General features: G+C 70.9%; 21 protein-coding genes. 14 read left to right on the forward strand and 7 right to left on the reverse strand.

Annotation, left to right across the window (positions count from 1 at the left end; translation table 11 throughout):
- Positions 1-44: 44 nt before the first annotated feature.
- The gene (locus WMF36_RS13790) at positions 45-1475 is read right to left on the reverse strand and encodes a cytochrome C (RefSeq protein ID WP_437580048.1); all 1431 of its coding nucleotides are present in this window, start codon (positions 1473-1475) and stop codon (positions 45-47) included.
- Positions 1476-1680: 205 nt separating this feature from the next.
- On the opposite strand from WMF36_RS13790, the gene WMF36_RS13795 reads away from it, so the two are divergent.
- From WMF36_RS13795 to WMF36_RS13810, 4 genes are all read left to right on the forward strand, one after another.
- On the forward strand, positions 1681-2175 hold the full coding sequence (locus WMF36_RS13795; RefSeq protein ID WP_437580049.1) for a hypothetical protein: 495 nt from the start codon (positions 1681-1683) through the stop codon (positions 2173-2175).
- Between the two features lie 64 nt (positions 2176-2239).
- Positions 2240-3118, forward strand: coding sequence for a class I SAM-dependent methyltransferase (locus WMF36_RS13800; protein ID WP_437580050.1), 879 nt, complete (start codon positions 2240-2242; stop codon positions 3116-3118).
- Positions 3119-3186: 68 nt separating this feature from the next.
- Positions 3187-3978 (forward strand): thioesterase II family protein, encoded by a 792-nt coding sequence (locus WMF36_RS13805; protein ID WP_437580051.1) that lies wholly within the window; start codon positions 3187-3189, stop codon positions 3976-3978.
- Positions 3979-4067: 89 nt separating this feature from the next.
- A complete protein-coding gene (locus WMF36_RS13810; protein WP_437580052.1) occupies positions 4068-4241 on the forward strand; it encodes a hypothetical protein in 174 nt (57 codons plus the stop codon).
- On the opposite strand, the gene WMF36_RS13815 is transcribed toward WMF36_RS13810, so the two are convergent.
- Both WMF36_RS13815 and WMF36_RS13820 read right to left on the reverse strand, forming a co-directional pair.
- Complete coding sequence (locus WMF36_RS13815; RefSeq protein ID WP_437582070.1) at positions 4203-4661, reverse strand: hypothetical protein; 459 nt, start codon at positions 4659-4661, stop codon at positions 4203-4205. The two genes, WMF36_RS13810 and WMF36_RS13815, sit on opposite strands and share 39 nt — an antisense overlap.
- The gene (locus WMF36_RS13820) at positions 4658-5092 is read right to left on the reverse strand and encodes an RNA polymerase sigma factor (protein ID WP_437580053.1); all 435 of its coding nucleotides are present in this window, start codon (positions 5090-5092) and stop codon (positions 4658-4660) included. The genes WMF36_RS13815 and WMF36_RS13820 overlap by 4 nt, the downstream gene beginning before the upstream one ends.
- 587 nt (positions 5093-5679) lie before the next feature.
- Between WMF36_RS13820 and WMF36_RS13825 the strand changes: the two genes are divergently transcribed.
- The gene (locus WMF36_RS13825) at positions 5680-6318 is read left to right on the forward strand and encodes a YdeI/OmpD-associated family protein (RefSeq protein ID WP_437580055.1); all 639 of its coding nucleotides are present in this window, start codon (positions 5680-5682) and stop codon (positions 6316-6318) included.
- Positions 6319-7297: 979 nt separating this feature from the next.
- Here WMF36_RS13825 and WMF36_RS13830 read toward each other — a convergent pair.
- The 3 genes from WMF36_RS13830 to WMF36_RS13840 all read right to left on the reverse strand — a co-directional run bounded on the left by WMF36_RS13830 (position 7298) and on the right by WMF36_RS13840 (position 11352).
- A complete protein-coding gene (locus WMF36_RS13830; protein WP_437580056.1) occupies positions 7298-8188 on the reverse strand; it encodes a hypothetical protein in 891 nt (296 codons plus the stop codon).
- A 10-nt stretch (positions 8189-8198) separates the two neighbouring features.
- Positions 8199-9752: a serine/threonine-protein kinase gene (locus tag WMF36_RS13835; protein ID WP_437580057.1), complete on the reverse strand. Its 1554-nt coding sequence runs from the start codon at positions 9750-9752 to the stop codon at positions 8199-8201.
- Positions 9753-9825: 73 nt separating this feature from the next.
- Positions 9826-11352 (reverse strand): sigma 54-interacting transcriptional regulator, encoded by a 1527-nt coding sequence (locus tag WMF36_RS13840; RefSeq protein ID WP_437580058.1) that lies wholly within the window; start codon positions 11350-11352, stop codon positions 9826-9828.
- Between the two features lie 240 nt (positions 11353-11592).
- On the opposite strand from WMF36_RS13840, the gene WMF36_RS13845 reads away from it, so the two are divergent.
- From WMF36_RS13845 to WMF36_RS13875, 7 genes are all read left to right on the forward strand, one after another.
- On the forward strand, positions 11593-12990 hold the full coding sequence (locus WMF36_RS13845; RefSeq protein ID WP_437580059.1) for an SGNH/GDSL hydrolase family protein: 1398 nt from the start codon (positions 11593-11595) through the stop codon (positions 12988-12990).
- A gap of 223 nt (positions 12991-13213) precedes the next feature.
- Positions 13214-13342, forward strand: coding sequence for a hypothetical protein (locus WMF36_RS13850; protein WP_437580060.1), 129 nt, complete (start codon positions 13214-13216; stop codon positions 13340-13342).
- Positions 13339-14784 (forward strand): sigma-54-dependent transcriptional regulator, encoded by a 1446-nt coding sequence (locus tag WMF36_RS13855; RefSeq protein WP_437580061.1) that lies wholly within the window; start codon positions 13339-13341, stop codon positions 14782-14784. The genes WMF36_RS13850 and WMF36_RS13855 overlap by 4 nt, the downstream gene beginning before the upstream one ends.
- 75 nt (positions 14785-14859) lie before the next feature.
- A complete protein-coding gene (locus tag WMF36_RS13860; RefSeq protein ID WP_437580062.1) occupies positions 14860-16263 on the forward strand; it encodes a dockerin in 1404 nt (467 codons plus the stop codon).
- Positions 16264-16573: 310 nt separating this feature from the next.
- On the forward strand, positions 16574-17143 hold the full coding sequence (locus WMF36_RS13865; RefSeq protein WP_437580063.1) for an RNA polymerase sigma factor: 570 nt from the start codon (positions 16574-16576) through the stop codon (positions 17141-17143).
- Positions 17136-18047 carry a hypothetical protein gene (locus tag WMF36_RS13870; RefSeq protein ID WP_437580064.1) on the forward strand — a complete coding sequence of 304 codons (912 nt, stop codon included), beginning with the start codon at positions 17136-17138 and terminating at the stop codon, positions 18045-18047. Before WMF36_RS13865 ends, WMF36_RS13870 begins: the two co-directional genes overlap by 8 nt.
- Before the next feature lie 19 nt (positions 18048-18066).
- Positions 18067-20211 carry a hypothetical protein gene (locus WMF36_RS13875; protein WP_437580065.1) on the forward strand — a complete coding sequence of 715 codons (2145 nt, stop codon included), beginning with the start codon at positions 18067-18069 and terminating at the stop codon, positions 20209-20211.
- Positions 20212-20245: 34 nt separating this feature from the next.
- Here WMF36_RS13875 and WMF36_RS13880 read toward each other — a convergent pair whose 3' ends face one another.
- Positions 20246-20752, reverse strand: a complete 507-nt coding sequence (locus WMF36_RS13880) for a hypothetical protein (protein WP_437580066.1) — start codon at positions 20750-20752, stop codon at positions 20246-20248.
- Between the two features lie 132 nt (positions 20753-20884).
- Between WMF36_RS13880 and WMF36_RS13885 the strand changes: the two genes are divergently transcribed.
- Together WMF36_RS13885 and WMF36_RS13890 are read left to right on the forward strand one after the other, a co-directional pair.
- A complete protein-coding gene (locus WMF36_RS13885) occupies positions 20885-21046 on the forward strand; it encodes a hypothetical protein (protein WP_437580067.1) in 162 nt (53 codons plus the stop codon).
- 94 nt (positions 21047-21140) lie between these two features.
- On the forward strand, positions 21141-21395 hold the full coding sequence (locus WMF36_RS13890) for a hypothetical protein (RefSeq protein WP_437580068.1): 255 nt from the start codon (positions 21141-21143) through the stop codon (positions 21393-21395).
- The last annotated feature ends 1 nt before the right edge of the window (position 21396 follow it).

The raw sequence follows: 21396 nt of genomic DNA on the forward strand, positions 1-21396 counted from the left end.
GGGAGCGCCGCGCTCGGCGAACGTCGCTCATTCGTGGTGTCGGCTCAGATCCCGTGCGTCAAGCAGGTCGACGTCTCCGGCGGTGAGGCGCACGCCGCGTTCGTGCACACCTGGCAAACGGGGCAATCGGAGTCGACCTCGCATGCGGTCCCGATGCATTCGTGCGTTTCCACGTTGCACGATCCCGACGCGCAGTCCGCATCGGCCATGCACGCCGGGACGTGCTTCTGCGTCTTCTTGTCGCTCGCCCCGGTTTGCCGCGGCGCTTTCGTGATGTACGCGTAGATCGCCTCGAGATCGTCGCGCGTCATGTTGCGGAACGTGTTCCAGCGCATCGGGTAACCGACGACGGGCGACCCAGGCTGATCGACGTGCTTCCCCTCCGTCAGCACCGAGAAGAACGTTTCGAACGGCGCCTTGTAGCCGTTCTCTTCGCCGATGAGGTTCGCGCCCATCGTGCGGCGGACGCCGTACGTCGCGTCGAGCCCGTCGCCGATGAAGAAGACGCGCCCGCCGGCGAGGTAGTTCGCCGTGTCGAGCTTCCCTGGCGGGGTCGCGACCGCGCCGGAGTTGCCATGGCACGTGTTGCAGCCCGCGACGGCGTTCACGAGGTAGCTGCCGCGCGCGTACTGACGCTGCGCTTCCTCGGTCATGCCGCTCAGGCCCGCGGGCTCCGCGAGGGGCTGAATTGCGAACCCGCGCGCGCTGCCGTCTTTATCGGGCTCCGAGTCGGGCGGAAGCGGCCTCTCGACGTCGCCCATGTCGTACGTCTCGGGCATCGGGACCGGCGTGCTCTCCGTCTTCTGGTCCGCGCCGACGACGCTCTCGAGGGGCGGGATGCGCGTCAAGTACGCGTACATCGCCTTGATGTCCTCGGTCGTCATCCAGCGGTAGGCCGTGCGCCAGGCCATGAAGTACATCGTCTGCCCGGTCGACTTCTCCTTGCCTGTGCGCATCGCTTCGATGAACTCGTCCTCGGTGAGGGCCATGCCGTTCGTCGGATCGGGCGTCAGGTTCGTCGCGAAGACGAGGGTGCCGTACAGCGGCTGCTCCGCGGGCGGGAAGGGCAGCGGCAGGCCGCCGCCCAGGAAGAATTTTGGGCTCGAGTAGTACGCGACGTCGTACGCGCCCGTCGGCGTGAACTTGACGTGGCACGAGTTGCAGTCTGCGACCGCGTTGACGAGATAGCTGCCGTAGCCCACCTGCTCGCGCTCGGCGGGGGTGAGGCCTTCGGTGGACACGGCGACGGGCGACACTTCGAACCCGTGCTCGGCCTTCGCGGCGCGCGACTCGGCGCCGGGGTCGGCGGGCGCCACCGCCTCCTCCGAACCGCAACCGCCTGTCGTGCCGAGCACGCCCACGAGCGCCGCGGCGCAAGCGAGAGGGAGCGAGCCCCGGCGCAGCCTCGGCCGCAGGCCCATCGCGTTCAGCCGCGTTCGCGGCGTCTCGTAAGCGTCGTTGCCGTTGTCGCTCATAGGGTCTCGTTAGGGAGTTGCAGATCGCTCTCGGTCCGCACTAACGCTGTGCTTGCCCATCGGTGTCGCCGCGACGCGGGCCGCGAGCGCAGGCGCCACGGCGAGCCACCCGCGGTCGAAATCCGACGCGCGACGCGACACCCTTCGGCGCGCTCCCTCGTAGTAGTGGTTCAGCGGCGACGAACGCCGCGAAGAGCCACTGGAGATGTTCAAGCTATTTCGTGTGCCGGCGCCGCCCGTCGTGGCGAGCGCCCTGGTGGCCGCGTGCGCGTTGTTGAGCGCGCCCATGTGCGTGCCGTCCGCCGAAGACTCCGGCGTCGACGCGAGCGCGGACGCAAGCGCGGACGCGAGCGTGGAGGACGCGGCGACGTGCGCCGTCGCCAGGTCGTGCCCCATCTTCGAGACGGTCACGCTCGAGGACCCGCCATGCGAAGCGTGCGATACCTGCATCGCGACGCGCTGCTGCACGGAGATGACGGACTGCTTCGCGTCGTCGAACGGCGGACCGTCCGACTGCGAGCTCCTCTTCACGTGCATCGTCGGCATCGGCCCCGACACGTGCGCGAGCACCGGAGCGTGCGACGCATGCGAGCGCGCTCACCCCGACTCCGTCGAGAAATACCGCGCGCTGGCGAGCTGCATCGCGCTCGAGCCGGACGCGGGCGGCGGCGCGTGCAAGCGCGTCTGCCGCAATTTGTAGCCGAGCGGCGCGCGCCGCGCACGTTCGCGGCCGAGCGCGCCGCCATCAACGCAATGGAGCTCTCGTGGATTCAGCCCAGTTCAAAGCGTCGCAAGCGCAGTGGCGTAAGTGGTACAATTTCCTCTCCGGCAGCGAAAAGTGGCTCAACATCCGTGGGCACGAGATCTCCGGGCGAGAGATGCTCGACTGGCGCTTCCTGAACCACGGCTACGAGCCGATCGCGGCCGGCGACGTCGCCCCCATGCTAGGGCCGGAGGACGAAGCGGGCCGTTCGTCGCTCCAGCTCTATCACCACCTCGCGACCAAGGCGCCGCTCGAGGGGAAGGATGTCCTCGAGGTCGGCAGCGGGCGCGGTGGCGGCAGCTCGTACGTCGCGCGCTATCACCGCCCAAGGCGCATGATCGGGATGGACCTCGCCGAGAACGCGGTCGAGTTCTCGCGCCGTGCGCACAAAGCTCCGGGTCTCAGCTACCAGGTCGGTGACGCGCTCAACCTCCCGTTCGCCGACCGCAGCTTCGACGCCGTGCTCAATGTCGAGTCGTCGCATTGCTACGACTCGATCGACACGTTCGCGTCCGAGTTGAAACGTGTTCTACGGCCGGGCGGCGTCGTCCTCCTCACGGACTTGCGCCCCGCGCAAGACATGCCCGAGCTCGGGCGCGCGTTCGAGGCGGCGGGCTTCCGCATCGCGAGCACGCAAGACATCACGGCGAACGTCGTGCGGGCGATCGATCGTCGCTCGCAGGACGCAACGAACATCAACGCGTTCTTGAAGTCGAAGGCGCTCCTCTCCGCGTGGCAGACGCTCGTGACCGAAGAGACCGCCGAGACGTTCCTGGGCACCGCCGAGGACTTCTTCGTGACGCCGAGCTCGAAGACATACCGGTGCCTCGTCGAGCGCGAGGTCTTGTACTGGACGTTCGTCATGTCGGCCCCTACATAGCGGCGACATCAATTCACGATTCGACGATTGCAATCTGACGCTCGCGCACCGCGCGGGCAGAGGCCATTGTGGTTGCTGCATTGTCCTCGGTCCCCGCGCTACCGGAGCCGTCGCTCTGGCTCCCCGCGTACCGCGCGCTACCGTCGCCGCGCGTCCGTCTCGTCTGCTGCCCTTACGCCGGGGCGAGCGCGACGCTGTTTCACGCCTGGCCGTCGGGCCTCCCCGCCGACGTTGAGGTCCGGGCCGTGCAGCTCCCCGCGCGTCAGTCGCGCCTGCGCGAGCGTCCGCTCACGCGCATCGCGCCGATCGTCGACGGTATCGTCGCGGCGCTAGGCGCGCTTCCCCCAGCGCCGCTCGCACTCTATGGCCACAGCTTCGGATCACTCGTCGCCTTCGAGCTCGCGCGGCGCCTCTCCGCGTTGGGCGCGCCGCCGATCGCGCTCGTCGTCGCCGCGCGTCGCCCGCCGCACCTGCCGCACGTGCACACGAGCTTGTACGCGCTGCCTGAGCCTGAGCTCCTCGCCGCATTGCACGAGAGCTACGGGACACCGTGGTCCCTCCTTCGCGATCGCGATCTCATGGAGCTCGCGCTTCCACCCCTGCGCGCCGACATGGAAGCGATCGAGACGCACTTCCACATCGACGGCGAGCCCCTCGACCTGCCGGTCACTGTCCTTCGCGCGCTCCGCGACGCGGCCCTTCCCGCGGGCGAGGCCGCGAAGTGGAGCGAGCTCGTACGCGGCGGCGCCCCCGTCCGCGAGATCGACGCAGGGCACTTCTTCATGGATACCCACCGCGCCTGGGTGCTCGCGCGCGTCGCCGACGCCATCGCGGACGGCGAGGCGCGCCGAAGGCGGTAGCGTCGCGCACACGTCGATCGAGCTCCGCTGCCGTTGCTGGCAGTTCGCCGCCTGTCAGCGCGTACGGTATCCGCGGAGCGTGTTCCACCATGATGGATGGCGGGCAGACGCTGCGCGTCGTCAGCGCGATGCTCGACACGCGGTGGGTCTTCGTCGAGCGAGGCCCACGCCTGACCTTCGAGGTCGAAGCGAATCACGCCAAGCGGAAGATCGAAGGTAAGCGTTCACGGACCGGCCTGCGATCGGCGCGGGAGTACGCGTGATGTCCTGGTGGTCAGGCGGGCAGCAGAGAGGGCGGCGGCGTCTTGGAGCGATGCCTCGCACGCGGCAGTCACGTAGTCGAGCACGTTGCGCCCCTGCATCCGCAGGGTGGTCACGACTGTGAGGATGCGCTCCACGAAGCGGCTGCCGTTCGGGCTGTCGGTGCCGAAGTTGGTCGTGCGCCATGACCCACCCAGAAAGGGCCAGGATTTCCCAGGATCGACCCAGGGATCACCCATGTGATGCCACGCGACCGCGAAGAGCCAGCGATCGAGGGCCTTCCCAGCCGCAACTTGTGGTGACGGCTGGAAGCGCCCGGCTTCCACGCTGCGCCAGGCCCATCCGCGCGAGCGTTGCTGCGCCATCCGGCGTCGCGCCGCCGCCTCCAAGTGATCGAGCGCTCGGCGGTGTTGTGTCTTCACCGTCTCCAGCTTGAGCCCAGCTCGGCGGCGATGTCCGCGAGCGACATCTCCTCGAGCTCGTGTTTGATCAAGATATCGCGGTACTCGGGGTCAACGTCGTTGATCAGCGAGCGCATGAGCGCCTCGCGCTGCTGTCCGCGGAGCAGGTCTTCTGGACTCGGGGATTCGTCTCGAAGCTCATCCTCGTCGAAGGACGTCAAGACCTCTCCCCGGCGACGTGCGTTCCGGACGTGATTTCGCGCCTGGTTCAGGACGATCGTCGCACCGTAAGGCGTCCGGGCCTGCCGGAGATCGACCGGCTGGTCCGCTTCCAGGCCCCGCAGCAGCGCTTCCTGCGCGACGTCCTCGGCATGTCGCGCTGGAACACCAAGACGCCTCGCGAGGCGCCGGAAGAACTCGAAGCCGGTGGAGCTGCTGCCTGGCTCGCCCATACCCGGTAGAACACCTGAGTGGCCCGAACGGGTTCAACAACATGCACGGTACCACGATCATTGGTATTCCAAGATGATGCATGTAGGTAGGCCCTCCACCGCTTCACATTTTTCTGGTACGAGAGCATCGAGGGCTGCCTTCCGTCATCGACCGGTCCATTCTCCACCAACCGGTCGTTCCATGGCGATTTGTAACAGTTGACACCGTACGGCGGGCGTAAGTACCGTTCATGCATGCGTCTCGTCGCGCATTCACTGTGGATATGCCTGATGCTCGGCGTCGCGATCGATCTTCCTCGTTCGACGCGCGCGGAGGAGCGCTCTCGGGCTTCCGGAGAAAGCGACGGCTCGACGGTAAAAGATCATCTTCGCCGCGCCAAGCGCGCTCGCGCACGTGGGCAGACGCTGCGCATCACCGGCATCGGCCTGACCACGGCGGCAGCCTCCTTCGGCGTCCTGTTCATGGTTCATGCGGGGCGAAGCGCCTGGAGGCGCGCGAGCGCTGTGCCACCCCCTCACCAGACGAGCTCGGCGCTAGCCGTTTCGGCTGGGACGCCATAGGATGGCCGCACTGCGAGGCAGACCGCATGGCGCCGATCGTCCCCGACAAGAAAAAGATCAAGAGCTTCCGTACCGAAGCCGAGTTCGAGACGTGGCTGGCCGCAAACCACGCGCAGGAGACGGAGCTGTGGCTGAGGATGTACAAGAAGGGCTCCGGCGTGCCGACGGTGACCCAGGCGCAAGCGCTCGACGTGGTGCTATGCTGGGGATGGATCGACGGAATTCGAAAGGCCCTGGATGAAGCCTCGTTCTTGCAGCGGTACTCGCCGCGCAAGGCGCGGAGCGTCTGGAGTCAGATCAACCGCGATAACATCGCCCGCTTGACCGCCGCGGGGCGCATGACGCCCCACGGGCAGCGGCAGGTGGACGCGGCCAAGGCCGATGGCCGCTGGGATGCGGCGTACGCGCCGATGCGCAGCGCAACCGAGGACACCCTCCCTGCCGATCTGCGCGCCGCGATCGCGGCGAACCCGCGAGCTCACAAGACGTTTCGGACGCTTGGGCGGCAGAACCTGTTCGCGCTGGCGTTCCGCATGAGCAACATGAAGACGCCCGCGGGTCGCGCGAAGAAGATCGCGGATCTCGTGGCGATGCTGGCGCGCGGTGAAACCATCGTGCCGGAAGGGCGTCGACCGTCAAAGGTGCCCCGGTCCCCTGCAGAGTGAGCCCCTCGCCCGACCCCACCGGCCGCTGTCAATCGCAGCGGCAGTAGAGACACCCAGGGTGGTGCGGGCCGGTGCCGCAATATCCGGCCCACCCTGTATTGCTGCACGTGCAGGGGTCATGACGGCGGAGACAGTTGTCCAGCTTGCACGACTGGTCCGGCGTCTCGATCGGCGAATCAACGCTCGGGGTGTCCGCCGATGCGCCGTTCGCCGGAGCTTCGCTGGATGCCGGATTGTTCGCCGTCGGCTCCTCCACGTGCGCTGCGGGGCCCGCGGCGCCCATCGCTATCGCGGAGAAAAGCGCCACGATTGAGATGACCCATCGATTTGTCATGGTCGGACCTCCTGTGCACAGACCTTGTGGCTCGTCGGTGCGCGCGGCGGGAAATGACGATAAATGTCGCATTCCATCGACGAGGGCGTGCATTGTCGACGCTCAACAAGTTGAGCTACGGCTCCCTGGTCGCAAGTGACCGCGCGAGCGCGGAGGGGTTGTCTCGAGGTCGAATCGAGGGGGCGAAACGGCTCCGCCGGGTGGTGGGGGCATTTGCCCAGATGGATGTCACATGAAGGCGGGAAGGCGGGAAGATCATTGATGATTTTCTTCCCGCCTTCCCGCCTTCATGTTCAAATGACCCCACCACCCTCCGCCGAGAAGACAGGGAAGAGCCGCCGCGGGCCGTTTATCGCAGATCGGCGATGTCGCAGCGGAATGCTGTACGTGGCCACGTCGATCCGCTGAAATGGGACGCCAGCTGGCTCCCGGAGATGGCCCACCGGTCAACTCGATTGAGCACTACCTGGCGAGATTCTCCCGGAGCCTCCGCCCCTCAGAACCTGGGGAATCTCCTTTTTGTGCCCATTTACAGCGGGAAATTGAACAGGGAGGCGGGGAGGTGGGGAGTTTTTCTGAGATTTTACTCCCCGTCTCCCCGCCTCCCTGTGAATTTTCCGAAAAATTTGAGGGGATTCCTCAGCCTCAGAACCGGCCGCTGAGCGCCGCGGCGGCGCCCCCGGGCAAGAGGACCCCATACACGGCGGCGGCGGGAGGCGCTGCGGCGTCGGGGCGGCGCAGCAGGAGCGCGGCCACGGCGCCGCCGAGCGCCGCCACGCCGACGCCGAACGCGATGTTCGCGGCGAGGACCTTGGTTCGCACGGCGTCGACCTCCGCCTCGGTGCAGCGCGGCGCGCAGGTCGTCCGCAGGCGGTCGGTGTCGGCGCGCGCGCTCAGGCCGAGCGCTGCGTAGGCGACCCCGCCGGCGACCGCGGCGCCGCCGAGCGCGAGGGGCAGGAAGAGCGCGCTCGCGGGCGACGACGCGGCTCGGTCCTCGCGGGGCGCGATCGCGCCCGCTCCCGGCGTGGCCGCGCCGCTGCCCGGCGCGGCGGAGCGGGCGAGACGGGCCGAGACGCGGCGCAGCTTCTCTCCCTCGCGCACCACGAGCCGCAGCTCCACGGGAGCGCTGCCCGCGCGCTCGAAGCGGAGCACGCGCTCGCCCGGGTCGACCTCGACGGCCTTGCCGTCCAGCCGCGCGGCGAGGGGCGCGCCGTCGATCGTCAGCCGCACGTCGGCCACGTCGTGGCCCCGCTCGTCCTGGGCGCTCACGATCAGCGTCGGCACGCGCGAGGTGACGTCGGAGAGCCAGCCCGCGCAGTCCGACTGGACGAGGTCGGGACAGGCGGCGCCGCCGCACGCGATGAAGCGCGCCCGCGCCTCGCGCAGCCGGCCTTCGTCGCGCAGACGCTGGCCTTCCTCGGAGGCCGTGAAGCATGCCTCGGCGTCGCCGGCCAGGGCGCGGGCCGGGTGGAGGCACGCGAGGGCCGAGAGGGCGGCGGCGGCGACGAGGGAGCGACGAGGGGTGCGCTGGTTCATCCGGCCTCCGTCAGAAGCATTCGCGCTTGTAGCGCTTGTGGCCCTGTCCATCGATGACGAACGGTGGATTGCACCCGTCGCGCGCCGGCTCGCGGCGCGGCGGCCGGCGCGGGCCGGGGCGGGCGGCCGGCGCGGCCCGCGCGGCGGGCGCGGCCTGCGTGGCCTGCGCGCTCGCCGTGCCCGGCTCGGCTGACGTGCCCGGCGCCACGACCGCGGCCCACGTCCCCGGCACGCCCGTGCTGGCACCGCCGGCCAAGGAGGGCGCCTGATGCGCGAGCGCATCCGGCCGCGCCGCGCCGCGCGCCCGCGCCGCCGCCGCGACGCCGGCCTTTGCGCGCATGCGCAGCGGCGCCTCGGCGCGCGCGAGGCCGATCGCCGCCGCCGCGATGGCGAGCAGCGCGCCCGTCGCCGCGACCGCGCCCCAGCGCCGCCGGCTCGCGGCCTGCGGTGCGCTCGGCGCGGCGGCCTCCGCCGGGCCTGCGGCGGCCTCCGCCGGGCCTGCGGCGGCCTCCGCCGGGCCCGCGGCGGCCTCCGCCGGGCCTGCGGCGGCCTCCGCCGGGCCGGTCCCGAGCTCGGGCGCCGCGCTCGGGGTCGACGCCCTCGGCTCGATCGCGGCGATCAGCGCCGCGCGCTGCGCCAGCGACTCGCCCGCGAGCGAGGCCACCCACCCGCCCACCTCCGAGGTCGACGCCGCGAGGCCGGTCGCCTCCAGCGCGAGCGCCATCGCGCGCGCCGTCGGGAACCGGTCCTCGGGACCGCGCGCGAGCGCGCGCAGCGTGATCGCCTCCAGCTCCGGCGGCACCCCGGGCCGGCGGGCGCTCGGCGGATCCACGCCCGCCTGCAGCAGCCGCAGGATGGAGAGCGCCTCGCCCCGCCCCTCGAACAGGCGCTCGCCCGTCAGCGTCTCCCACAGCACCACCCCGGCCGAGTACACGTCCGCGCGCCTGTTGAGCGGCTCGCCCGCGATCTGCTCGGGCGACATGTACGCGAGCTTCCCTTTGATCTGCCCGTCACGCGTGATCTCCGCGCGCCCGGCCGACTTGGCCACGCCGAAGTCGAGCACGCGCGTCACCCCGTCCTCGCCGACGAGCAGGTTGTGGGGCGATACGTCGCGGTGCACGAGGCCGAGCGGGGCGCCGTCCTCGGTTGTGGCCTCGTGCGCCGCGTGCAGCCCGTGGAGCGCGCCGGCGAGCACCGCGCACGTAATGCGCGGCGGGGGCGCGCCGCCGTCCCTCGTCGCCGCGCGGAGCAGGCGCGCCAGCGACTCGCCGTGCACGTACTCCATCACGAGCAGCACCTCGCCCCCGCTCGACACGACGTCGATCGTCGAGACGACGTTCGGGTGCCGGATGCGGGCCGCCACACGCGCCTCGTCGAGGAGCATGGCCACGAGCTCGGGATCCCGGACGAACTGCGGGTAGAGCCGCTTGATCGCGACGGTCCGCCGGAACCCGGCCGCGCCGTGCTGGCGGCCGAGATGCACCGTCGCCATGCCGCCGGCCCCGATCTCGTCGAAGAGCAGGTAGCGGACGACAGCCGACGCGCCGCCCTGAGCCCGCAACATCGACGCGACGATACCACGCCCGAGGCGGAGGCCGCGGCGACATGTCAGGTCGAGCGCCGCGCGCGCCGCATCGTCAGGTGGAACGCCGCGCGCGCAGGATCTGGAAGTACCGCCGCGCGATGCCCGACGCGGCCGCCGCGCTCCGGACGTTGCCCCCGTGCTGCGCGAGGACGCGCTGCACGTAGCGCCGCTCGAAGTGCTCGACGATCCGCTCCCGCGCGCGCGGCAAGGGCAGGTCGAGCGCGAGGATCTCCTCGATGATGTCGTCCGATGTCGCAGGCTCGGCGCCCTCGCCGGCCCCGGCGCCCGCGGCCGACGCCGGGGGCACGGGCGTGGACGGCGGCATCGCCGCGGAGGCGGGCCCGCCCGGCTGGGGCGTCGACGCGGGCCCGGCCGCCTGGGCCGGCTGGGGCGTCGACGCGGGCCCGGCCGACGAGGCCGGCGCGCCCGCCGAGATCAGCCCGGCCCGGGTGGTCTCGATCGGCGCGGCCTCGCCGAGCGCCACGCGGCGCGCCACCGCGTTGTAGAGCTCGCGCACGTTGCCCGGCCAGTCGTAGTCCTCCAGCCGCTCGCTGAACCCCTGCGGGATCGGCGCCCCGCGATCCGCGAGCTGCCGCCAGAGGTGGTGCGCGAGCACCGTCACGTCGCCCCGCCGCTTGCGCAGCGGCGGCAGCTCGATCCGGGCCACCGCGAGCCGGAAGAACAGATCGTCCCGGAACCGGCCCGCCTGGATCTCGCGCTCCAGATCGCGCCGCGTCGCCGCGAGCACCCGGATGTCGACGCGGATCCACCGGTTCGAGCCGACGCGCTGCACCTCCGATCGCTGGATGGCGCGCAGGAGCTTGGCCTGCAGGGCGAGATCGAGATCGCCGATCTCGTCGAGCAGCAGCGTGCCGCCGTGCGCCTCCTCGAAGACGCCGCGGCGGGCCTCGTTCGCGCCGGTGAAGGCGCCGCGCTCGTGACCGAAGAGCGCCGACTCCACGAGCGTCGGCGGCACCGCTGTGCAGTCGAACACGACGAACGGCCCGGCCGCCCGCACGCCCTGCTCGTGGATCGCCTCCGCGAGCACCTCCTTGCCGGTCCCCGTCTCCCCCTCGATGACGACAGGGACGCTCGAGGCCGCGAGTCGCTCGCACAGCGGATAGAGCCGCCGCATCTCCTCGCTGGCGCCGACGAGCTTGCCGAAGCGCACGGCGCGCGACAGCTCCGCCGCCTGCGTCACGCCGAGCGCCTCGACGCGGAGCACCGTCTCGCCGATCCGGACGAGCTCGCTGCCTTGCAGGTACGCGTCGCCGACGCGGATCCCCTGGACGAAGGTGCCGTTTGTCGAGCCGAGATCCGTGACGCGCAGGCGCGCGCCGGCGAGCTCGAAGGCGGCGTGGCGGCGCGAGACGAGCCGGTCGGTCAGCGGGATGTCGCAGGCGGGGCTCGTGCCGGCGAGCACACGCGCGGGCAGCCCCGGCGCCACGGTGAACCGGAGGCCCTCGTCCGGGCCCGCCATGACGGAGAGGGCGAAGCTCTCGGCCGCGGCCGCGGCGGGGCGCGTCGGCCCCGGCAGGAGCTCGGTGGCTGCGGCGTCGTCGTCGTTCCACGGGGGCATCCCCCCATCTCATCAGGCATCCGCGCCGGCGTCACGCGGCGCCGCCGCGTGACCGTTCACACGCCGGCGAGGCGGGGACCCGAGCGCAACGCGATCTCGCCGGGGTGTTACCGATCGTAACGCCACATCGTGGCATCGAGATCAGCCGCGCCTCTCCCGGGAATGAAACATGTAGTCGCTTGAGCCCCGTTGTGGCACCGTGGGCTGCGAGTGTAAGTGTCATAGCATTGGACGAGGATCATGCGGAAAATTCTTTACGCACTTCTGTTTCTATCGATCACCGCCTGCGGCGATGATTCGCCCGGAACCGCGGCGACGAGCGGCGCGACGACCGGTTCGGGAGGCGCGGCGAGCTCCAGCAGCACGGAGGCTTCCGGCAGTACCGGAGTTGGCGGCAACGACGCCGGAGGGGGCGGCTCGACCGCGACCGGGACCGGCGGAGCGGGTGGCGACGGTGGCGAAGGCGGCGAAGGCGGCGGTGACGGCGGCAGCGGCGGCGGCGAAGGTGAGAAGCGCTGGGTCGGGACCTGGACGACCGGTCCGCAGCTGACCGAGACGGGCAACAACCCGCCCGCTCCGGGCCTCGCCAACAACACCCTGCGTCAGGTCGTGTACACCTCGATCGGAGGCAGCAACGTGCGGCTGCTGCTCTCGAACGAGTTCGGCGACGGGCCGGTGACGATGAGCTCCGTGCACATCGCGGACTCGACGACCGCCGACGGCATCAACGCGAGCACCGACAAGGCCTTGACCTTCGAGGGCGCCGAGTCGGTGACCATCCCGATGGGCAAAGCCGTCTTTTCCGATCCGATCGACTATGCGCTGAAGCCCATCAGCAAGCTCGCGGTGACCATCCGGTTCGGCAGCGTCCCGGCCGGCATCACCGGGCACCCGGGCTCACGGACGAACTCGTATATCCAGACCGGCGATGGGGTCTCGTCGCCGACGCTGTCGTCGCCGGTGAGCACCGCTCACTGGTACTACATCACGGGTCTCGACGTCATGGCCGATCCCTCGGCCGCGGCGATCGCTATCCTCGGCGACTCGATCACGGACGGCCGCGGCTCGGTCACGGACGGGAACACGCGCTGGCCAGACTTCCTGTCTCGCCGGCTGCGGGCCAATCCCGGGACCGAGGACGTCGCCGTGCTGAACCTGGGGATCGGCGGCGGCACCGTGCTGGCCGGCGGGCTCGGGCCGACCGCCAAACTGCGCTACCAGCGCGACATCCTCGACCAGCGTGGGGCTCGCTGGGTGATCATTTTCATCGGCGTGAACGACATCGGCAACGATAGCGCGCCGCCCGTCGCCGAAGGTCTGATCGCGGCCTATGGCGAGTTCATCGACAAGGCGCACGCGAAAGAGATGCTCGTTTACGGAGTGCCCATCCTGCCGTTCAACGGCAACGGGTACTACTCCGTCGCGCACGAGGCCACCCGTCAGACGGTCAACACCTGGATCCGCACGAGCGGGAAGTTCGACGCCGTCATCGATATGGATCCGGCGGTCGTCGACCCCAACGATCCTACAAAGCTGCAGGATAGCCTCGACTTCGATAATGACGGGCTGCACCTGAACCCGACTGGCCTGGAGGCGATGGCGAATGCCGTCGACCTCTCGCTGTTCACAAGCAAGTAAAGCGGAGGCCGATCGCGGGGGGAGCCCGGTCGGTCGGGCGCGCGGAGCTCCGAGCTCCCGCGCGCCCGGCTGAAGACCCCCCGCTCCGCCGGCGGGGAAAGCGCCTCGGCCCTCGCGTGGCGCTACGATCGGTAACGCAGGAAACCGAGCTGTTTCATCTTGACGCGCTGCGACGTATTTCCGCACGTGTTCAGACGTTCCGGTCCTGAGTAGCCTTGGTCCCATGCGCGGAGGACACGACGCGGAGGCCGGCGCGACGCGCGAGCTCGCGCCGCTCGTCCGGGAGGCGCCGCGCCGCGGCGTCCACGCGGGCGCGCCCGGGGCGCGGCGCGGGCCCGAGGTGGCGCCGTGAGCCGGATCCTGCTTGTCGAGGACGAGGTGGTCATCCGGACGGAGCTCCGGCGGCTGCTCGCGCGCCACGGGCACGACGTTGTCGAGGCGGGGTCGATCGCCGAGGCCGAGGCGGCCGACGATCTGCGCGCGTTCGACCTGGTGCTCGCCGACGTGCGCCTGCCCGGCGCGCCGGGCACGGAGCTCGTCGGCCGGTGCGGCGGCGCGCCGGTCGTGCTCATGACGAGCTACGCCACCGTGAAGGCGGCCGTCGACGCGGTGAAGCGCGGCGCCGCGGATTACCTCTCGAAGCCGTTCGATCACGCCGAGCTCGTCGCCCTCGTCGAGCACCACCTCGCCGGCGTGCGCTCCGGGCAGAGCGCGCCCGCGGAGAGCGCGGCGCGCCCGTCGTCGCCCGCGCCTTCGTACCCGCCTTCATCCATGCCGCCCGCGTCGGCCTCCATACCGCCCGCGTCGGCCTCCATGCCGCCCGCCCCGGACGACGACGAGCTCGAGGGCATGATCGGCGGCTCGGCGGCCATGCGGGAGGTGTTCGCGCGGGTGCGCAAGGTCGCGCCGAGCGAGGCGACGCTGCTCGTGCTCGGCGAGAGCGGCACCGGCAAGGAGACGCTCGCCCGCGCCGTGCACCGGCTCAGCCCGCGGCGGCAGTTCGCGTTCGTCCGGGTCCACTGCGCGGCCATCCCCGAGGGGCTCATCGAGGGCGAGCTCTTCGGCTACGAGCGCGGCGCCTTCGCGGGCGCGCTCTCGGCGCGCGCGGGGCTCTGCGAGGCCGCGGAGGGCGGGACGCTCCTGCTCGACGAGATCGGCGAGCTGCCGGCGCGGGTCCAGGCGCGGCTCCTCCGCTTCCTGCAGACGGGCGAGGTGCGGCGCGTGGGCGCGACGCAGGCCCGGCGCGTCGATGTGCGCCTCATCGCCGCGACGCACCGGGATCTCGCGGCGATGGTGCGCCAGGGGTCGTTCCTGAGCGATCTCTACTTCCGGCTGCGGGTCCTCGAGATCCGCCTGCCGCCGCTGCGCGAGCGGCCGGGCGACGCGGTGCGCATCGCGGAGTCGCTGCTCACGCGGCGCGCGCGGACGACGGGCCACCTGCCGCTCGCGCTGTCGCCGGAGGCGCGCGCCTCCATCGCGGCGGCCCCCTGGCCGGGCAACGTCCGCGAGCTGGAGAACGCCATCCACCGCTCCATGGTCCTCGCCGAGGGCAGCCAGATCGGGGTGGCCCTGCTCGGGCTCGACGACGCGCCGCAGCCCGCGGCGCCCGCCCCCGCCTCGGCCGCGCACGAGAGCGAGCCCCCGTCCGACTCGCTCGAGGGCTATTTCCGCCGCTTCGTCCTCGAGCACCAGCACGAGCTGACCGAGACGGAGATCGCCCGCCGCCTGGGCATCAGCCGCAAGGCCCTCTGGGAGCGGCGCCAGCGCCTCGGCATCCCTCGGCCGCGCTCCTGATCCGCCGGTCGACCGCGCCGCGCCGCGCGGGCCGCTGCGACCCGCGCGTTACCGATCGTAGCGCCGCGCCGACGGGTGTTACCGGACGTAGCGCGCCCTCGCCAGGCAGGATACTCCGCGCGATCTCCCGCCGGTAGAGGCAGCGCGGGCGGCCCCGCCAGCGCAGGGAGCGGGGGCGAAGGTGGCTCGGCGAGCGCGGGAGAAGGGGGGGCCAACACGGGAGGCACGGGTGGCCAGGGCGGCTCGGCCGGCGGCGCGCCCAGGATCCCGTGGGACTGGGCCGGCATCGTCGGCACCGGTCAGAGCCTGTCGGTCGGCTCGACGCCCATCCAATCGACCGCCCAGCCGTTCAACAACCTCAAGCTCTCGCTGGGGAATGCGCGCGTGCCTCCCTGGGATCCGGACAGCAGCGCGCTCTCGATGGTGCCGCTCGTCGAGCCCATCCGTCCGCTCGCCAACGGCAATCCGGCGCCCGCTTACCCGGCCAACATCTACGGCGAGACGGGGCACGCGCCGCTGGCCAACCAGATCTCGTTCCTTGTCGACGAGGCGGCGGGCCGCGACTACATCAGCGTGCAGACGGTCGTTGGCGAGAACGGGCAGGGGATTCGCGCCCTCAAGAAGGGCGCGACCGACACCGGCACAACGGGCCGGGCCTACGCGGCGACGCTGTTCGAGGTCGCCGCGATCGCCCGCCTCGCCCAGGCAGCGGGCAAGACCTACGGTGTCGGGGCGATCTTCCTGACGCACGGCGAGACGGACTCGGGCAGCTCGACCTACGCAGATGAGCTCGTGAAGCTCTGGAGCGACTACAACGCCGATCTTGAGGAGCTCACCGGACAGAGCGAGACGATCCCGCTGTTCATCTCGCAGCAGCACGGCTATCCGCTCGGCGCGAACCAGCGGGCGGTCTCCACGCTGGCGCAGTGGCGGCTCGGCGTCGAGCACCCCGGCGATATCGTGTGCACCGGCCCGAAATATCACCTCCCGGGTCGAGGCGACGGCGTCCACCTGTCGTCGGTCGGCGCCCAGCAGATGGGCGAGAAGTACGGGCAGATCTACTTCGAGAAGGTCGTGATGGGCCGCGACTGGCAGCCGCTGCAGCCGACGCGCGTCGAGCGCAGCGGCCGCGTGATCACGGTGCAGTTCCACGTGCCGGTGCCGCCGCTCGTGTGGGACGAGGTGCTCCCCGCGCCGACCGTCTGGGCGAACGGGCGCGGCTTCGAGGTCCGCCAGGGGAACACGAAGATCGAGATCAGCTCCGTCGAGATCGCCGGCGACGCGGTGAAGATCACGTGCAGCAGCGACCCACCCGCGAGCGGCGTCACCGTGGGCTACGCGATGACCACCCACGCGGCGGCCAGGCCGAACGGGTTCCCCACCTGGGGCCAGCTCCGCGACTCGGATCCGTTCGTCGGCTCGACCACGGGCGCTGCGCAGCCGAACTACGCCGTCTCGTTCGAGATGCCCGTGCCCTGAGGACCCGCGCGCCCGAACGCCGTCGTTGTTGAACCCCTTCGCGGCGCGCAGCGAGGCGCCGTTCAGCCAGTGAGATCGGCATGCGAGACCGTATCGGCGGGTCGTGTCCGTGGTCAGAGCGCAAGAGGGACCGCAATTTCCGCTGCTGCTGGTGCGGCGAGGTTCGTGGTCGAGAGCCTGGCGCAGCGCGTCCACGATGTGCCCGAGGTCACCTGGACGCTCTAACATCGGCGCCCGCCTTTCGATTTGATGATCAAAAGGCGGCGATCCGGAGATTGCAGGAGGTGTGAGCCGTGGCGAAGCGCTGACCGTGGTGCATCTCCCTGCCGCCGTTCCACCGGAGAGCCGGGTGGCGGCGGGGCGCCTCGCCGCGCTCGTGGCGGAGCACTCGGCCTTCGTGTGGCGCTCGCTCGTGCGGCTCGGCGTGCCGCGCGCCGACGCGGAAGACGCGGTGCAGCAGGTCTTCCTCGTGGTGGCCCGGAGGCTGGGGGACATCGAGCTCGGCCGGGAATCGGCGTTCCTGTTCGGCACGGCGCTGCGGATCGCCTCGCGCGCGCGGAGGACGCAGCAGCGGCGCCGGGAGGTCCTCGAGGAGGAGCCCCGCGACAGCGTCGACCCGGCGCCGAATCCCGAGGAGATGATGGATCGCGCCCGCGCCCGCGCGGCGATCGATGCCATCCTCGACACGATGCCGCTCGATCTGCGCGCAGTCTTCGTGCTGTTCGAGCTGGAGCAGATGACGATGGCGGGCATCGCGGTGATGCTCGAGCTCCCGGCGGGCACGGTCGCCTCCCGCCTTCGCCGCGCGCGCGAGCACTTCCAGGCCGCCGTGCGGCGGCTCGAGGCGCGGGCCCATTTTCGAGGTGAGTGCAATGAGTGATCCTGAGCGCCTCCTGGACCAGAAGGAGAGTGAGCTGCAAACGACGCTCCTCCGCGCGGCGCTCGACGAGAGCCCGCCGATCGGCCTGACCCGGCGTACGCTCGTCGCGCTCGGCGTCACGGTCGCCGCGACGGGCGCGTGCAGCGCGGCAGCGGCGATGGGGGCGGGCAGCGTCGCCGGGGCGGGCAGCGTCGCCGGGGCGGGGAGCGTCGCAGGGGTGGGCGGCGCGGTGGGGGCGGGCAGCGTCGCCGGGGCGGGCGGCGTCGCGGGGTCGGGCGGCGTCGTGGCGGGCGCGGCCGCCGCGCTGAAGGTGGCGGGCCTGGGCGGGCTCTTGAGCGCATTCGGCATCGGCGCGGTAGCGGGGATCCTCACGTTCGGGGTCGCGGAATGGACGAGCGTCGGCGCGCCGGAGCCGGCGCCGGCGATCCAGGCTCAGAAAGCGTTCGGCGCGCCGGCATCGCTCGCCGCGCCGCCCGCATCCGGCGCGGCCAGGACGGAGCCGGCGCGCGTCCCGGAGGAGCGCGCGGCCGAGGAGCCGCCCCCGCCCGCCGCCGCGGCGGCGGGCAGCCCCCGGGCGCGCGAAAGGAGCGCGCGGACGCTGGCCTCCGAGCTTTCGTTGCTCGACAAGGCGCGGCGCGCGCTGCGACGCGGCGATCCGGCGGCCGCCCTCGCGCTGCTGGCGCGCCACGCGCGCGAGTTCGCCGACCCTCAGCTCGCCGACGAGGCCGCCGTGATCCGCGTCGAGGCGCTGGCGAGCAAGGGAGATCGCGCGGGCGCAAACGCGGCGGCGCGGCGCTTCCTCCAGGAGCATCCAGGCAGCCCTCACGCCGATCGTGTCGAATCGGCAGCCGGCATCAACGCGCGCGGCGAGAGCGTCATCCCGAGGAAGAAGCTCGGAGATTGATGCGGCAGGACGCTCTGTCATGAGGCTCTTCCATGCCCTGACTTCACTCTGCTGCTTTTCGGCGCTCCCGCTGCTCAACGCTGCGTGCGGGATCTCGATCCTGGGCTATGGCCCCGGCAATGACGGCGGCGGCGGTGACCATGGCACCGGCACACAGAGCGGCCCGGGAACCGGAGGCAGCACAGGCGCTGGCTCGGTGGAGATCTCGGACTGCGAGGCTGGGTACAACGAGATCAGCGATGGAAGAGGCGGTGTGAACGTCGAGCAGGTCTGCCCGCTGCTGGTGGACAGGTCGGTCTCGCTGGCGGCCTTCACGTCGGCCATCTATCCGCTGCTGCGCGCGAACTGCTCCAGCTGCCACAGCACCGAGACCCGCGCCAGCGCGCCCCTCATCGCCGATGTCGACGCGGCGCTGGCGCACGAATACGCGCTCACGCGCGTGAACTTCAAGCAGCCGGCGGACTCCAAGCTCGTCGTCCGCATGGGCGTCGACCGGCACGCCTGCTTCGGATCGGACTGCATGGATGCGAACCAGGAGATGCTCGAGGCCGTCCAGGCGTGGGCCGCCGCTGTCGCGCCGGGCCTCCCGGAGACACCGCGCCCCGTCCCGATGGACGAGGAGATCTCCGAGATGGACGTGACGGGCTGGATCGAGGCGGACAGCGCCGGGATCCCGGCGGCCGACGCGGAGTTCATCCAGTACGCCTCGCTGCACGAGCTCCACAACGCCGGCGTCTCCGCCGACGAGCTCAACGTGGCTCGCGTGGCGCTGTCGAAGGCGCTGAACTCCACCGCGCGCTGGGCGCCCGAGGTCGCGAACCCGGTGGACATCAACGGCAAGGGCATCGTGTACCGCTTCGATACCCGCGACTACTGGGGCTACAACAAGGGCGTCACCAAGCTCCATTTCGGCGGCTCGGACGACGACATCTTCTTCGGGGAAACGACCGTCAACTACCTGGGCGAGCCGGTCGGCAGCGACGTCACGACGAAGGAGAAATACAGCTATACGGCGGAGGTCCAGGAAGACCCGAGCTTCGCGCGGCTTGTGTGGGGGCGCGTCCTCGCGGGCAACGTCGAGGGCGCCTCGGCCGGCGAGCCGCTGCCGCCCTTCGTCGATGGGTTCAAGACGGATTACATCGAGGCCAGCCAGCTGGTGTTCACGCTGACCCGTCCGGACGTGTACAGCGCGATCATGGCCATCCCCTGGTACTCGCAGGATCTCGAGGCCGAGCTCGGCGTGATCAAGGACGAGGGCATGAAGTCGTACGAGTACATGGTGACGAAGGAGGCCCACCCCATCGACTCCCGCATGTACTGGCGCGCCAGGACGACGAGCGGCGGGTATTACTGGAAGACGTGGGACGTCTGGACCGGGCAGCTCGCCGACGGCGTGACCACGATCGAGGACGCGTACGCGACGGGGCAGATCCGGTTCCCCTTCTGGGCGTACCCGATCCCGAAGTTCGTCAGCGGGACAGGCGGCGGCGTGGTGGCCGAGACGTTCAGCTTCATCGCGACCCTGGCGCAGCCGTTCAACTCGGAGCCGCCCGGGTGCGACCCGCAGCCGAGCTACGTCGGCGCGCAGTTCTCCAACTGCCGCTACTACACAGGGATCGACGGGATGCAGCAGTCCGAGGAAGAGGTCATCTGGGATCTACCGAACGGCTTGCAAGGGTACGCCCTCTGGGGCGGCTTCGGCCAGCGCCGGATCGATTCGATGGTCAACGCCGTGCGAGATCCCCGCCTCCACCGGGGCCTCACGGACGCGAAGCTGGCGAGCGAGATCGGCTATGCCGTCCCGGACCGCCGCCAGAACGTCGGCAGCTCGTGCATCGGCTGCCACGCGGACGGCGTGAGCCGCGGGGACAACGATCTGCGCGACTGGCTGGACAGCGGAGGCCCGCTCCCGGCCGGAGAGCGCGGGGTCGACCGGTGGATCGACGACGAGCAGACCGTGGCGCAGGTCAGGGAGCTGTACCCCCCCTCCAGCGTGATGAGGCCGAAGATGGAGGGCGACCGTCGCGGCTTCCTGGCGGCGATGGCGAAGATCAAGCGCGACATGATCCTGGGCGAGGACAAGAACGTGTACGTGGAGCCCGCCATCTGGACCATCGAATGGGCGCAGAGCTTCTACCGCTACCCGGTCACCACGTCGAACTGACATCGCTCACCTGTCGCTCTCCCGTCGCCCAGGGTCAGCCTGGCGGGAGGAGGGCGAGCAGCGCCCTGGCGGTGACCTTCTTGTCGAAGACGAGCACGCTCCGGATGAGCCTCGGGCTCCCCGTGATCTTCTCGCCCAGCGCCTCGCCCGGAAGTTCGAGCCGGCAGGCCATGAGGCGCTGCCGGTACCGGGAGAGGAGCGCGTCGCAGTCGCGATAGAAGCGGGTGCTGCCATCGTTCGCGAGAAAGAGGAGGCGAGAGGCGCGGGCGTTCTGCGGATTCTCCGGGGCCTTCCTGGCCAGCGCATCCAGCCCTTTCTGTTCGCTCGCGAGCTTGTCGGCGATGAGCTCGAGGCCGTGGCAGGCGTGCTCGGCCAGGAGCGCGTGGCGGAGCTCCGTGGCCAGCGCCTCGGTCATCGGGAGGCTCGCCACCCGGTTTCGACCGCTCTCCCACAGCAAACCTGCATGCTTCGTGAGGAGCGTGGACACCGCGTCGTGGCGCGGATCGGCGACGAGATCTTTCGGCAGCTTGAGCACAGGCACCTCGACGCGTACGCTACCAGACCGGGCGCCGGGTGACGACCACCGCACCGGCGAGCTTCCCCGAGCCGCCCGCCGGGCGCGCTCTGCGAGCGGCTCGAGGCGGCGCGCTCGGCATTTCAGGAGCCGACCGCGATGATCCTCGATGGCAGGCGGGAAGACACCCTGCCGGCGCCGCGCGCGCAGGCGTGGCATGCTCAGCCGCCGAGGGAGCACCATGCGACGATTCGCCATCTCCAGCTTGCTGGTAACGTGCCTGTCGAGCTGTACGTCCGCGCCGCCGTCCACGCCGGGTGAGGGGCCTGTCGAGGGGCCTTTTCCCGCCGCGGCGTCGTGTCCGAGCCAGAAGCTTGCATTCACCAGGGACACGGGGTGCGTGAACGATGGATCCGTGGAGTTTTGCCTGCCGACGGGCGACGAGGCGCTCCTCGCCCGCGTGCGGGACATCGCACCCACGATCCAGGCGGGCTCGTCGCGAGGGCGCGCCGGGTGCGATGTGCCCGCCGAGACGCTGTACCTCTTCCCCACGGGAGACGCCGAGTGCGTCGCGCACCATGGCGCGCTCGCGGACGCGCCATGGGACCAGATCTGCCGCATCGCCGCGCTGCCCGAGGTGCGGGCGATCGTGCCGACGTGGTACGAGTGAG

Source organism: Sorangium sp. So ce887 (genome assembly GCF_051521455.1).
Classification (GTDB): domain Bacteria; phylum Myxococcota_A; class Polyangia; order Polyangiales; family Polyangiaceae; genus Sorangium.

Bases quoted from the DNA above. Each gene is read 5' to 3' on its own strand.
- WMF36_RS13845 (WP_437580059.1), top strand. From the start codon at position 11,593: ATGCGGAAAATTCTTTACGCACTTCTGTTTCTATCGATCACCGCCTGC.
- WMF36_RS13840 (WP_437580058.1), bottom strand. From the start codon at position 11,352: ATGCCCCCGTGGAACGACGACGACGCCGCAGCCACCGAGCTCCTGCCG.
- WMF36_RS13830 (WP_437580056.1), bottom strand. From the start codon at position 8,188: ATGAACCAGCGCACCCCTCGTCGCTCCCTCGTCGCCGCCGCCGCCCTC.
- WMF36_RS13795 (WP_437580049.1), top strand. From the start codon at position 1,681: ATGTTCAAGCTATTTCGTGTGCCGGCGCCGCCCGTCGTGGCGAGCGCC.
- WMF36_RS13850 (WP_437580060.1), top strand. From the start codon at position 13,214: ATGCGCGGAGGACACGACGCGGAGGCCGGCGCGACGCGCGAGCTCGCG.
- WMF36_RS13810 (WP_437580052.1), top strand. From the start codon at position 4,068: ATGATGGATGGCGGGCAGACGCTGCGCGTCGTCAGCGCGATGCTCGAC.
- WMF36_RS13820 (WP_437580053.1), bottom strand. From the start codon at position 5,092: ATGGGCGAGCCAGGCAGCAGCTCCACCGGCTTCGAGTTCTTCCGGCGC.
- WMF36_RS13875 (WP_437580065.1), top strand. From the start codon at position 18,067: ATGAGGCTCTTCCATGCCCTGACTTCACTCTGCTGCTTTTCGGCGCTC.
- WMF36_RS13790 (WP_437580048.1), bottom strand. From the start codon at position 1,475: ATGAGCGACAACGGCAACGACGCTTACGAGACGCCGCGAACGCGGCTG.
- WMF36_RS13870 (WP_437580064.1), top strand. From the start codon at position 17,136: ATGAGTGATCCTGAGCGCCTCCTGGACCAGAAGGAGAGTGAGCTGCAA.
- WMF36_RS13825 (WP_437580055.1), top strand. From the start codon at position 5,680: ATGGCGCCGATCGTCCCCGACAAGAAAAAGATCAAGAGCTTCCGTACC.
- WMF36_RS13885 (WP_437580067.1), top strand. From the start codon at position 20,885: ATGATCCTCGATGGCAGGCGGGAAGACACCCTGCCGGCGCCGCGCGCG.
- WMF36_RS13835 (WP_437580057.1), bottom strand. From the start codon at position 9,752: ATGTTGCGGGCTCAGGGCGGCGCGTCGGCTGTCGTCCGCTACCTGCTC.